We start from the raw sequence: 14794 nt of genomic DNA, 5'->3' as shown, positions 1-14794 counted from the left end.
GTTCCTGGCGGCGCTCGCGGAGGTGTGGTGCGCGGGGGTGGAGGTCGACTTCACCGGTTTCGTGCCGGGTGGCCGTCGGGTGGAGCTGCCGACGTACGCGTTCCAGCGTGAGCGGTACTGGCTGGAGTCCTCGTCGGTCGCGGCGGAGGCCGACCCGGTCGAGGCGCGGTTCTGGGACGCGGTCGACCGCCACGATCTGGCCGAGCTCTCGGCGACCCTGGACCTGGAACCGGACGGGTCGCTGGAGTCGGTGTTGCCCGCACTGGCGACCTGGCGGCGCCGGCGCCGGGTCCACTCGACGCTCGACTCCTGGCGCTACCGGATCACCTGGAAGCCCGTCGACAACCTGCCCGCCGGAACCACCCTGGCCGGGACCTGGCTGGTGGTCGCGCCCGGCGGCACCGAGCACGCCGGGACCCTCGACGAGGTGACCGCGGCGATCGGCGCCGCGGGCGCCGAGATCGTGACCCTGATCGTGGACGACCCGGCGGTCGGCCGCGACGCCATGGCCGAGACGATCCGCGCGGCCGCTTCGCCGTACGAGTCGATCGCCGCGGTGGTCTGCCTCGCCGGGCCGGCCGAGGAGCCGCTGCCCGGCACGGTGCTGCCCGCGGGCGTGGCGATCACCCTGACCCTGCTGCAGGCGCTCGGCGACGCGGGCATCGGCGCCCCGCTCTGGGCCCTGACCAGGGGCGCGGTCTCGACCGGCCGCGCGGACCGCCTCGAGAACCCGGTCCAGGCCCAGATGTGGGGCCTCGGCCGCACCGCGGCGCTGGAACACCCGGACCGCTGGGGCGGCCTGATCGATCTTCCGCCGGTCGTCGACGAACATGCGGGCCGGCGGCTCGTCGCGGTCCTGTCCGGCGACGAGGACCAGGTGGCGGTGCGCTCCTCCGGAGTGTTCGCCGCCCGCCTGGTCCGCGCACCGCTGCCCGCCGTACCTCCGGAAAGGGTGCCGCTCACCGGCACGGTGCTGGTCACGGGGGCCGACGGCGCGCTCGGCAGGCAGGCCGCGCTCTGGGCGGCCTGCCGGGGCGCCTCGCGCCTCCTGCTGGTCGGCGGCCACGGAGCGGACGATCCCGGCGTCGCCGCGCTCGCCGCGGAACTGACCGGCGCCGGCACCCCGGCCACGGCCGCCGCGTGCGACATCGCCGATGAGCGGGCGCTTGCCGCGACGCTGGCGGAACACCCGATCTCCGGCGTGATCTTCACGGCGGAGGTCGGCCCCACCGACGCGCTGGACCGCACCGGGCCCGCCGAATTCGCCCGCGTCCTGGGCGCGAAGGTCGCCGGAGCCGCGAACCTGCACGCCGCGCTGGCCGGCGTGCCGCTGGACGCGTTCGTGCTCTTCTCCTCCGTCGCCGGGGTCTGGGGCAGCGGCAACCAGGCCGCGTACGCGGCGGGCAACGCCTTCCTCGACGCGCTGGCCGACCACCGCCGGTCCGGGCACCTCCCGGCGACCGCCGTCGCCTGGGGGCCGTGGGCGGGCGCGGGGACCCTCCCGAACGGGCGTGATGCGGACTTCCTCCGCCTGCGCGGCCTGCCGGCCATGGACCCCGAGCTCGCTCACGCGGCGTTGGACCTGGCCGTCGACCACGGCGAGGCGTCCGTGATCGTCGCCGACGTGGACTGGACCTCGTTCGAGCCCTCCTTCACCGCGCTCCGCCCGAGCCCGTTGCTCGCGGACCTGCCCGACCTGCGCCCGGCCGCCGTCACACAGGGCGGCGCCGAGACCGGCGGCGCACGTTCCGAATGGGCCGACCGGGTCGCCTCGTTGTCGGCCGCCGAACGCGAGCGGGAGATGCTCGCCGTCGTCCGGGCGGAGGTCGCCGCGGTGCTCCGGCACGCCGACCCCTCCGAACTCGAGGCCGGCCGGCCGTTCAAGGAGTTCGGCTTCGACTCGCTCACCGCGGTCGAGCTGGGCAAACGCCTGAAGGCCAGCACCGGCATGCCGGTGCCGACCACGGCCGTATTCGACTACCCCACCATCGCCGAGATGGCGCGCCACCTCGCCGGCGGGCTCACCTCCGGACCCGTCGTCGCCGCGGCCGCCGCCGGCGCCGACGAGCCCATCGCGATCATCGGGATGAGCTGCCGCTTCCCCGGCGGCGTCGCGGGCCCGGAGGACTTCTGGCGTCTGATCGCCGACGGTGGGGACGCCATCACCGAGTTCCCCACCGACCGTGGCTGGGACATCGAGGCGCTGTACGACCCCGATCCCGCCCACCAGGGCACCACGTACACCCGGCGCGGAGGTTTCCTCGCCGACGCCGCCGCGTTCGACGCCGAACTGTTCGGCATCTCCCCCCGCGAGGCCCTCGGGATGGACCCGCAGCAGCGGCTGCTGCTGGAGGCGGCCTGGGAGGCGTTCGAGAACGCCGGGATCGACGCGGCCACGGTCCGCGGCGGCCAGGGCGGCGTCTTCATGGGGGTGACCTCCTCCGGGTACGGGCACGGCGCGGCGCTGCCGGACGGCCTGGAGGGTCACATCCTGACCGGCACCACGACCAGCGTCGCCTCCGGCCGGCTGGCCTACACGTTCGGCCTGGAGGGACCCGCCGTCACGGTGGACACCGCGTGCTCCTCCTCGCTCGTCGCGCTGCACCTGGCCGCCGCGGCGCTGCGCGCCGGCGAGTGCGAGATGGCGCTCGCGGGCGGCGTGACCGTCATGGTGACGCCGGACTCGTTCATCGAGTTCAGCCGCCAGCGCGGGCTGGCCGCCGACGGCCGCTGCAAGCCGTTCTCCGCCGCCGCGGACGGCACCTGCTGGTCCGAAGGTGTCGGCGTGCTGCTCGTCGAACGCCTCTCCGACGCCCGGAGAAATGGGCACCCGGTGCTGGCGCTGCTGCGCGGCAGCGCGGTCAACCAGGACGGCGCGTCGAACGGCCTCACCGCGCCCAACGGGCCGTCGCAGCAGCGGGTGATCCGCCAGGCGCTGGCGAACGCGGGATTGTCGGCGTCCGACGTGGACGCCGTGGAGGCGCACGGCACCGGCACCCGATTGGGCGACCCGATCGAGGCCCAGGCACTGCTGGCGACCTACGGTCAGGATCGGCCCGAGGGGCGCCCGCTGTGGCTCGGCTCGGTGAAGTCGAACATCGGGCACACCCAGGCCGCCGCGGGCGTGGCCGGCGTGATCAAGATGGTGCTCGCGATGCGGCACGGCGAGCTGCCCGGGACCCTCCACCTGGACACCCCCACCCCGCACGTGGACTGGACGGCGGGAGCGGTCGAACCGCTGGCCGCTTCGCGGCCGTGGCCCGCCGTTGATCGGCCGCGTCGTGCCGGTGTGTCGTCGTTCGGGGTCAGCGGCACCAACGCCCACGTCATCCTTGAGAGCGCCCCGCCCCCGGACGCCGTCCAAGAGCCCGTCCACGGCCCGGCGGACGGCGTGCTCCCGTGGCCGGTCTCGGCCGCCGGCCCGTCCGCGCTCGCCGCCCAGGCCGAGCGCCTGCGCGACTTCGCCGCGACCGGCGCCCCGGCCGAGGACATCGCCCTGTCGCTGGCCACCGGACGGACCGGCCTGTCACACCGGGCCGTCGTCCTGGCGGCCGACCCGCCGGGTTACCACGCGGCTCTGACCGCGCTCGCGTCCGGCGCCGACGATCCCGGCCTGGTCCGGGGAATCGCGGGGGACGGCCGGCTGGCGTTCCTCTTCTCCGGACAGGGGTCGCAGCGGCCCGGCATGGGGCGCGAGCTGTATGCGGCGTTCCCCACGTTCGCGGACGCCCTCGACGCCGTCTGCCTCCGGCTCGACACGGCGCTCGACCGCCCGCTGCGCGAGGTGATGTTCGCCGACGCGGGCACCCCCGAAGCGGCTCACCTGGACCGGACGCTCTACACCCAGGCCGCGCTCTTCGCCTTCGAAGTGGCCCTGTATCGCCTGCTGGAGAGCTGGGGACTGCGCCCCGACTTCCTGCTGGGCCACTCGATCGGCGAACTCGCGGCCGCCCACGTCGCCGGCGTACTCACGCTTGACGACGCGGCCGCGCTGGTCGCGGCCCGTGGCGCCCTGATGCAGGCGCTGCCGTCCGGCGGGGCGATGCTGGCCGTCGCGGCCACCGAGGCCGAGGTGGCCGAGGCGCTCGCCGCGTTCGGCGGCCGGGTCGACCTGGCCGCGGTGAACGGCCCGGACGCGGTGGTCGTCTCCGGCGGCGAGGACGCGATCACCGAGCTGTCGGAGCGCTGGCGGGCGGAGGGTCGCCGGACGAACCGGCTCAAAGTCTCGCATGCCTTCCACTCGGCGCTGATGGAGCCGATGCTCGCCGAGTTCGCGGCCGTCGCCGGCGGTCTCGCCTACCAGCCGCCGCGCATTCCGGTGGTGTCCAACCTGACCGGTGCGCCCGTCTCCGCCGAGGAGATCTCCTCTGCCGAGTACTGGGTGCGGCACGTGCGCCGGGCCGTCCGGTTCGCGGACGGCGTGACCTGGCTGGCCGGGCAGGGCGCGAACCGCTTCCTGGAGATCGGCCCGCACTCGGTGCTGACCGCCATGGCGCGGCTCACCTTGGATGCGCGCGACGCTGCCGGGACGGCCATGCTGGCCCCGGCGCTGCGCGCCGACCGCCCCGAGGCGCAGGCGGTGCTGCGGGCGGTCGCGACCGCCTGGGCGCACGGAGTCGTGGTCGACTGGGCGGCGATGCTCGCGGGGCGCGGCGGCAAGAAGATCGGCCTCCCCACCTACGCCTTCCAGCGGCGACGCTTCTGGCTGCGCCCGGCCGCGGCCGACGTCACCGGGACCGGCCTCGCGGCGACCGAGCACCCGCTCCTGGGCGCCGCCGTGCCGCTGGCGGACGGCGACGGCGCCGTGCTGATCGGACGGTTGTCCCTGGCGGCGCAGCCGTGGCTCGCCGACCACGCCGTCAGGGGCCAGGCGATCCTGCCGGGCACCGGCTTCGTGGAACTGGCGCTGCGAGCGGGCCGGGAAGTCGGCTGCACCACGCTGCGGGAGCTGACGCTGGAGGCGCCGCTGGCCGTGCCCGCGACCGGCAGCGTCCGGATCCAGGTGCGGGCAGGGGACGCCGACGCCTCGGGCGAGCGCCCGGTGTCGGTCTTCGCGCGGCCCGACGGCTCCGCGGGGTGGGTACGGCACGCCGTCGGCGTGCTCGCCTCGCGGCCGGAGGCCGAAACGTTCGACCTCACGGCATGGCCGCCACCGGGCGCCGAACCGGTGGACCTGGACGGCTACTACGCGAGCCTGGCCGAGGCCGGGTACGGCTACGGCCCGGTGTTCCGGGGACTGCGCGCGGCGTGGCGGGACGCCGACGTCGTCTACGCCGAGGTCGCCCTGCCGCCGTCCGCGGCGGAGGAGGCGGGCGCGTACGGCGTGCATCCGGCGTTGCTCGACGCGGCCATGCACGCGGTGACCGTCGGCGGATTCCTGGACGGCGCGGGGGTGACCCCGCTGCCGTTCGTGTGGTCCGACGTGTCGCTGTACGCCACGGGTGCGTCCGTCGCCCGGGTCCGGCTCGCGTCCGCGGGCACGGACGCGATCTCGATCAGGGTCGCCGACGCCACCGGCGCCCCGGTGGCCGACGTACGATCGCTGACGCTGCGCCCGGCGCAGGCCGGGCAACCGGACCCGCGCCGCGCCGAAGCGGGCGACGCCCTGTTCGCGCTCGAGTGGAGCGCGCTGCCCGCACCCGCGGCGGCCGACGGCTTCGACGACATCGCGGAACGGTTCGCCGTGGGGGCGGAGGGGGTCGTCGAGGCGGACCACCCAACAGACGGCACAGCGGACCACACTGCAGATCACACGGCGGCCGCTCTCGTCGTGTGCCGGGTCGGCGCGCCCGCGCCCGGCGCCGACCTCGCGGCGCACGTCCACGCGGTGACCGGCGCCGTCCTCGACGTGGTGCGGAGATGGCTCGCCGACGAGCGGAACGCGGCCTCCCGGCTCGTGGTCCTCACCCGGGGCGCGGTGACGGCGGGCGCGGGCGAGGCCGTCGAGGATCTCGCCGGCGCCGCGGTCTGGGGCCTGGTGCGATCGGCGCAGGCCGAACATCCGGACCGGTTCGTCCTGCTGGACGACGACGGCTCCGCCGCGTGGGACCTGGTCAGGCACGCCGTCGGCCTGGGAGAGACCCAGCTCGCGGCGCGCGGCGGCGAGCTGCGCGCGCCACGGCTGGCCCGCGTGCCCTCACCGGACGGCCTGGCCGTCCCCGAAGGCACGTCCGCCTGGCGGCTGGACGTCGCGGGCGAGGGGACGCTGGCCAACCTGACGCTGCGGCCGTACGAACCGGCCGAACCGCCGCTGCGCCCGCACGAGGTGCGGGTGGCCGTGCGCGCGGCCGGAGTGAACTTCCGCGACGTGCTGATCGCGCTCGGCATGTACCCGGAACGCGCGGACATGGGATCCGAGGGTGCGGGCGTCGTCCTGCATGTCGGTGCCGAGGTGACCGACCTGGCACCGGGCGACCGGGTCTTCGGCCTGTTCCCGGGGGGCTTCGGTCCGGTGGCCGTCGCCCATCGCGCCCGGCTCGCGCGCGTTCCGGCCGGCTGGTCGTTCGCCGAGGCCGCCTCGATGCCGGTGGCGTTCGTGACCGCCTATTACGGCCTCGTCGACGTGGCGGCGGCCCGGCCGGGTGAGTCGGTGCTGGTGCACGCGGCGGCGGGCGGCGTCGGGATGGCGGCCGTGCAACTGGCGCGTCACCTGGGGCTCGAGGTGTACGGCACGGCGAGCCCCGGCAAGTGGGACACACTGCGTGCGGCCGGGCTCGACGACGGACACATCGCATCATCGCGGGATCTGGCGTTCGAAAGCCGGTTCCGGGAGGCGACCGGCGGTCGCGGCGTGGACGTGGTGCTGAACTCGCTGGCGGGCGAGTTCGTCGACGCTTCGCTGCGGCTCCTCGCGGCCGGCGGCCGGTTCGCCGACATGGGGAAAGCGGACCTGCGCGACGCCGCCCAGGTCGCGGCCGAGTACCCGGGGGTGCGCTACCGGGCGTTCGACCCGTCGGAAGCCGGTCCGGAGCGGATGGGCGAGATCCTGACCGAGGTTCTCGCGCTGTGCGAATCCGGAGCGCTGCGGCTGCTGCCGATCACCGCGTGGGACGTGCGGGAGGCGCAGTCGGCGTTCCGGTTCATGAGCCAGGCCAAGCACGTCGGCAAGAACGTGCTGACCGTGCCGGGGCCGCTGGACCCGGACGGCACCGTTCTGATCACCGGCGGAACCGGAACCCTCGGCGGCCTGCTGGCGCGCCACCTGGTCACCGCTCACGGCGTCCGGCGTCTCCTGCTGCTCAGCCGTACCGGCGCGGAGTCCGCGGGCGCGGCGCGTCTGGTGGCCGCCCTGGAGGAGGCGGGCGCGTCGGTCACGGTCGCGGCCTGCGACGCCGCCGACCGCGACGCGCTGGCCGCCGTGCTGGCCGCGATCCCGGCGGCACACCCGCTGACCGGCGTGGTGCACACGGCGGGCGTGGCTGACGACGGCGTGATCGAGACGCTCACCGCGGAGCGGCTCGCGACGGTGCTGCGCCCGAAGGTGGACGCAGCGATCAACCTGCACGAGCTGACGGCGGGACACGACCTCGCCATGTTCGTGCTCTTCTCGTCGGTGGCGGCCGTCCTCGGACCTCCCGGGCAGGGCAACTACGCGGCGGCGAACGGCTTCCTGGACGCGCTGGCCGCGTACCGGCGGGCGCGCGGGCTGCCCGCGATGTCGCTGGCCTGGGGGTTGTGGGAGGAGGCCAGCGGCATCACCGGCCGGCTGAGCGACACCGACCTGGCCCGAGCGGCCCGCATCGGGGCGCCGCTCTCCACCGCGCAGGGGCTGGCGCTCTTCGACGTCGGCACGACCGTGCCGCGCGCTCACCTCGCACCGGTGAATCTCGATGTCGCGGCCCTGCGCGCCGACCGGCTGGGCCTTCCGCCGGTGCTGCGCGGGCTCGCGGGCGGCACGCTGCGCCGGGCCCTCGACGCCCCGGCCGCGGCGACGCTCACCCAGCGGCTCGACGGGCTCCGGCCCGACGACCAGCTCCACCTGCTCGCCGACCTGGTGCGGGAGCAGGCCGCGATGGTGCTCGGCCACACGTCCGCGGACGCCGTCGCGGCCGGGCGCGCGTTCAAGGGCATCGGCTTCGACTCGCTGACCTCGGTGGAGTTGCGCAACCGGATGCAGACCGCGACCGGGCTGCGACTGCCGGCGACGCTGGTCTTCGACCATCCGACCCCGGCGGCGCTGGCCGAATACCTGCGCGGCGAACTGCTCGGGGACCGGGACGCTCCGGTCGCGGCGGCGGCCGCTCCGGTGAGGACGGACGACGACCCGATCGTGATCGTGGGGATGAGCTGCCGCCTGCCCGGCGGCGCGGACAGCCCCGAGCGGTTGTGGGACCTGGTCGCGGGCGGCGTCGACGGGATGGCGGACTTCCCCGCCGACCGTGGCTGGGAGGCCGACGTCGCGGACGCCGCGTACGCGTTGCGCGGAGGTTTCCTGCCGGACGCGACCCGGTTCGACGCGGGGTTGTTCGGGATCTCGCCGCGTGAGGCGCTGGCCATGGACCCGCAGCAGCGGTTGTCGCTGGAGGCCGCGTGGGAGGCGTTCGAGTCGGCCGGGATCGATCCGTCGCGGCTGCACGGCGCGTCCGTGGGCGTGTTCCTGGGGGCCGGGACCTCGTTCTACGGCGTCGGCACCGACCTGTCGGCGAGCGCGGAAGGGCACGTGCTGGCCGGCACGTCGAACAGCGTGATCTCGGGACGGGTGGCGTACACCTTCGGGCTTGAAGGGCCGGCGGTGACGGTGGACACCGCGTGTTCGTCGTCGCTGGTGGCGTTGCACTGGGCGGCGCAGGCGCTGCGGAGCGGCGAGTGCGAGATGGCGCTGGCCGGTGGAGTCACGGTGCTGGCCAACCCGGGCATCTTCGCCGAGTTCAGCAGGCAGGGTGGGGTCGCGGCGGACGGGCGGTGCAAGCCCTTCGCCGACGCGGCGGACGGCACGGGCTGGTCCGAGGGCGTGGGCGTGCTGGTGCTGGAGCGGTTGTCGGACGCGCGGCGCAACGGGCACGACGTGTTGGCGGTGGTGCGGGGGAGTGCGGTCAACCAGGACGGCGCGTCGAACGGGTTGACGGCTCCGAACGGTCCGTCGCAGGAGCGGGTGATCCGTCAGGCGTTGGCGAACGCGCGGTTGTCTCCGTCCGAGGTTGATGTGGTGGAGGCGCACGGCACGGGCACTCGGTTGGGTGATCCGATCGAGGCGCAGGCGTTGCTGGCGACGTATGGGCAGGAGCGCCCGGAGGATCGGCCGCTCTGGCTGGGGTCGATCAAGTCGAACATCGGGCACACGCAGGCGGCCGCGGGTGTGGCCGGTGTGATCAAGATGGTGCAGGCGATGCGCCACGGCGTGTTGCCGCCGACGTTGCACGCGGACGAGCCGACCTCCCACGTGGATTGGGCGGCGGGTGCGGTGGAGCTGCTGACCGAGGCCCGGCCGTGGCCGTCCGCGGATCGGCCGCGCCGGGCCGGTGTGTCGTCGTTCGGGATGAGCGGCACCAACGCCCACCTGATTCTGGAGGCCGCGCCGGCCGCCGAGGCGTCGGAGGCCCGGCCCGTTCCCGATGTGGTTCCGTGGTTGTTGTCCGCCAGGACCGCCGGATCGTTGACGGCGCAGGCGGAGCGGTTGCGCGGGTTCGTGGCCGAGCGGCCGGAGCTGGCGTCCGTGGATGTGGCTCGTTCGTTGTTGTCGCGGGCCGCGCTGGGGCGTCGCGCCGTCGTTCTGGGGTCGGATCTGGCGGCGTCGGCGGACGGCTTGGCCGCGTTGGCCCGCGGTGTGGCCTGGCCGGGTGTGGTCCAGGGGGTGGCCGCGGAGGGCGCGGGCCGCGGTGTGGTGTTCGTGTTCCCCGGTCAGGGGTCGCAGTGGGTCGGGATGGCCCGGGAGCTGGCCGATTGGTCGCCGGTGTTCCGGGAGCGGCTGGCCGAATGTGAGGCGGCGCTGGCTCCGTTCGTGTCGTGGTCGCTGACGGAGGTGTTGGAGAGCGGCGCGGGGTTGGACCGGGTGGATGTGGTTCAGCCGGTGTTGTGGGCGGTGATGGTGTCGCTCGCCGCCGCCTGGCGAGCTCGCGGCGTTCACCCCTCCGCGGTCGTCGGTCATTCGCAGGGAGAGATCGCCGCCGCCGTGGTCGCGGGCGCGCTGTCTCTTGAGGACGGCGCGCGGGTGGTGGCGTTGCGGAGTCGGGCGTTGACCGTGCTGGCCGGTGGTGGGGGCATGGTGTCGGTCGCGGCCGGGCGGCGACAGGTCGAGGGGGTGTTGGGCGGGTTCGCGGGCCGGGTGTCGGTGGCCGCGTTCAACGGCCCGTCCTCCACCGTGGTGGCGGGTGAGCCGCAAGCGCTGGACGAGCTGCTGGCCGCTTGTGAGGCCAGCGGGTTGCGGGCGCGGCGGATTCCGGTGGATTACGCGTCGCATTCCCCGCAGGTGGAGCGGATCCGGGACGAGGTCCTGGCTGAGCTGGCGTCGATCGCGCCCGGCAGTTCGGAGATCGCGCTGTATTCGACCGTGACCGGCGGATCGATCGACACCTGCGTGATGGACGCGGCGTATTGGTATGAGAACTTGCGGTCGCCGGTGCTGTTCGAGGAGACGGCGCGGGCGTTGCTGGCGGATGGCCGGTCGGTGTTCGTGGAGTGCAGTCCGCATCCGGTGTTGACGGTCGGGGTGCAGGAGACCGCGGAGGATGCCGGGGTCGAGGCTGTCGCGGTGGGCACGTTGCGTCGTGACGACGGCGGGGCGGAGCGGTTCCTGGCGGCGTTGGCCGAGGTGTGGTGCGCAGGGGTGGAGGTCGACTTCACCGGTTTCGTGCCGGGTGGCCGTCGGGTGGAGCTGCCGACGTACGCGTTCCAGCGTGAGCGGTACTGGCCGAAGCCGGTCGCGACGGGGGACGTCGCGGCCATGGGCCAGGTGACGGCCGGGCATCCGCTCCTCGGAGCGGCGGTTCCGCTGACGGACGGCGGCGTGCTGCTCACCGGACGCTTGTCAGCGGCGAGCCACCCCTGGCTGGCTGATCACGTCGTGCTCGGCCGGGCGCTGGTGCCGGGAGCCGCGCTCGTGGAGATGGCGTTGCGGGCCGGTGCGCAGGTCGGGTGCGGGGTGTTGCGCGAGCTGGTGTTGCAGGCGCCGCTTGTCCTGCCCGCGCAGGGCGGTGTGGCCGTGCAGGTGAGCATCGGTGTCGACGACTCCGGTGACCGTGCGGTGGAGGTGTTCTCCCGGGCCGCGGAGGACGGGCCGTGGGTGTGTCACGCGACCGGTGTGCTGGGCGCGGACACGCCGCCCGCCGGGTTCGACCTCGCGATGTGGCCGCCGTCCGGCGCGCGGCCCTTGGATCTCGACCGGTTCTACGCCGACCTGGCGGAGGCCGGTTACGGCTACGGCCCCACGTTCCGGGGACTCCGCTCCGCCTGGCGCGACGGCGACACCGTCTATGCCGAGGTCGCGTCGACGGAGGGCACGGAGTCCGAGGCGGGCGCGTACGGGCTGCATCCGGCGCTCCTGGACGCGGCTCTGCACGCTGCCGTTCTCACCGGTGGCACGGAAGCCGGGACGCGGCTGCCGTTCGCGTGGAGTGGAGTGTCCCTGCACGCCACCGGCGCGACGGTGTTGCGGGTGGCGTTGACCGAGCGGCCCGGCGGGTTCGCGCTGCGGGCCGCCGACCCCACCGGCGCCCCGGTAGTCACGATCGATTCACTGGTGACGAGGGAGGTCACGCCCGAGACTCTGGAACAGGCCGGGGAGAGCGGTGTCCACGACGCCCTGTTCGCCGTCGACTGGGTGCCGCTGCCGCCGGCGGGCTCCGCTTCGTCCTCCGGTTGGGTGCTGCTCGGCGGTGGTGACGCCGGTCTGCGGGATGCGGCCCGATTTGATGATCTGTCCGCTTTGCGGGCTGGGCTGGACGAGGGCGGTCCCGCACCGGACGTCGTGGTGCTGCCCGTTCCCGGTGGTGGCGCGGACGATGACGAGGCCGCGGCGATTTCGCGGGTCGTCTCCGAGGTGCTGGGCGTGCTCCAGGAGTGGCTGGCCGAGGACCGGCTGGCTGCGTCCCGCCTGGTCGTGCTGACCCGCGGAGCCGTCGCCGGAGCCCGGGGCGACGGCGTGGTCGGTGACGTGGCCGAGGGCCACGCCGGTGACCTGGTCGGTGCGGCGGTCTGGGGGCTGGTGCGGTCGGCGCAGTCGGAGCATCCGGACCGGTTCGTGCTGGTCGACCGCGACCCGCTCCACGACGACGCGGCGGTCTGGCCGCGTGCCGTCGGCACGGAGCCGCAGACGGCGGTGCGGGGTGGTGAGATCCTTGCGCCGCGACTGGTCCGCACACCGGCCGCCGCCATGCCCGCCGCACCGGAAAGCGTGCTGATCACCGGTGGCACGGGCACGCTCGGCGGACTGCTCGCACGGCATCTGGTGTCCCGTCACGGCGTGCGGCGACTCGTGCTGCTGAGCCGCAGGGGAACGGACAGTCCCGGTGCGGCCGAGCTGGTCGCCGACCTGCGCACGCTCGGCGCCGAGGTCGAGGTGGTGGCGTGCGACGCCGCCGATCGGGCCGCACTGGCGGCCGTACTGGACGCACATCCGGTGACCGGCGTGGTCCACGCGGCAGGAGTGCTGGACGACGGCACGATCTCCGCGTACGACCCCGACCGTCTGGCGCGGGTGTTGCGCCCCAAGATCGACGCGGCACTGCACCTGCACGAGCTGACCGCGGACCGTGGGCTGAGCATGTTCGTGTTGTTCTCCTCGGCGGCCGGAACGTTCGGCCCGGGAGGACAGGCGGGATACGCGGCCGCGAACGCGGTGCTGGACGCGCTGGCGGCGCGACGCAGGGCCGCCGGTCTGCCCGCGGTGTCGCTGGGCTGGGGACTGTGGGCGAGCGCGAGCGGCATGACCGGTCACATGTCGGCGGGCGAGGTGGCCCGGGTGGCCCGCACCGCCGCGCTGCTGAGCGATGCCGAGGGACTCGCGCTGTTCGACGCGAGCGCCGGATCGGAGCGGGCACATGTGTTGCCGATCCGCCTGCGACTCGCCGCCGATCCTTCAGGGGACGTGGCACCGCTGCTGCGCGCGCTGGTCCGCCCGGGCTTGCGGCGCGCGGCGGGCGAGACCGCTCAAGGCGCGCTGGCCCGGCGGCTGGCCGCGCTGCCCGGTACCGAGCAGCTCCGCGTCGTGTCCGAGGTGCTCGCCGCCGAAGTGGCCGCGGTCCTCGGACACGCGAGCGCGAACGCGATCGAGCCGGGACGCGCGTTCAAGGACCTCGGGTTCGACTCGCTGCTCGCCGTCAGGCTGCGAAACCGGCTCCAGGCCGTCACCGATCTGCGGTTGCCCGCGACGCTGGTGTTCGACTATCCCACCTCGGCCGCGCTGGCCGAGTTCCTCCGCGACGAGGTGGCCGGACGGCAGGCCGCCGCGCCGGCGGTGACCGCGTCGTCGCCCGCGGCCGCCGACGAGCCGATCGCGATCGTGGGCATGAGCTGCCGGTATCCGGGCGGTGTCGGCGATCCCGAGCAGCTCTGGGAGTTGCTGGCCGCCGGTGGCGACGGCATCACGTCCTTCCCCGCCGACCGCGGCTGGGAGATCGGCGAGGTGTACTCCGGCGACGGTGTCGGGGGCACTCCCGTGTTCGAGGGTGGCTTCCTGCACGACGCGGCCGGATTCGACGCGGGCCTGTTCGGGATCTCGCCACGTGAGGCGCTGGCGATGGATCCGCAGCAGCGGCTGCTGCTGGAGGCGTCCTGGGAGGCGTTCGAATCCGCGGGCCTGAACCCGACCTCGCTCCGCGGTAGCCGTACAGGTGTCTACGCGGGCCTGATGTACCACGACTACGCGACCGGAGCCGGTGCGGTGCCCGATGAGGTCAAGGGCTTCCTGGGAACGGGGAACGCGGGCAGCGTCGCCTCCGGTCGGGTGGCGTACACGTTCGGGCTCGAGGGGCCGGCGGTGACGGTGGACACGGCGTGTTCGTCGTCGCTGGTGGCGCTGCATTGGGCGGCACAGGCACTGCGCAACGGTGAGTGCGATCTGGCGCTGGCCGGTGGAGTGACCGTGCTCGCCACGCCCGCGGTGTTCACGGAGTTCAGCAGGCAGGGTGGTCTGGCCTCGGACGGACGCTGCAAGGCGTTCGCCGCTGCCGCTGACGGCAGTGGGTGGTCGGAAGGTGTCGGCCTGTTGGTGTTGGAGCGGTTGTCGGACGCGCGGCGGCTCGGGCATGACGTGTTGGCGGTGGTGCGGGGCAGTGCGGTCAACCAGGACGGCGCGTCGAACGGGTTGACGGCTCCGAACGGTCCGTCGCAGGAGCGGGTGATCCGTCAGGCGTTGGCGAACGCGCGGTTGTCTCCGGCTGAGGTTGATGTGGTGGAGGCGCACGGCACGGGCACTCGGTTGGGTGATCCGATCGAGGCGCAGGCGTTGCTGGCGACGTATGGGCAGGATCGTCCGGAGGGTCGTCCGTTGTGGCTGGGGTCGATCAAGTCGAACATCGGGCACACGCAGGCGGCCGCCGGTGTGGCCGGTGTGATCAAGATGGTGCAGGCGATGCGCCACGGGGTGTTGCCGGCGACGTTGCATGTGGATGAGCCCTCGCCGCACGTTGATTGGTCGGCGGGTGCGGTGGAGTTGCTGACCGAGGCGAGGGCGTGGCCGTCTGCGGATCGGCCGCGCCGGGCGGGTGTGTCGTCGTTCGGGATCAGTGGGACGAACGCGCACGTGATCATCGAGGCCGCGCCGGTCGTTGAGGTTGAGCGGGTTGCGGGTGTGGCCGGTCCGGTGGTGTGGCCGGTGTCGGGCCGGTCGGTGGAGGCGTTGGCGGCGCAGGCCGGGCGG

1 protein-coding gene is annotated in these 14794 nt (G+C 74.4%); it reads left to right on the top strand.

Annotated features, from left to right (window positions below; genetic code table 11):
- Window positions 1–14794 (top strand): type I polyketide synthase (locus AWQ70_RS41835; protein ID WP_157530942.1); only part of this gene is annotated, 14794 nt, incomplete at both ends.

Source organism: Microtetraspora niveoalba (assembly GCF_001570405.1).
GTDB classification, from domain to species: Bacteria; Actinomycetota; Actinomycetes; order Streptosporangiales; family Streptosporangiaceae; genus Microtetraspora; species Microtetraspora niveoalba.
This window is presented reverse-complemented; position numbering and strand designations above follow the sequence as displayed.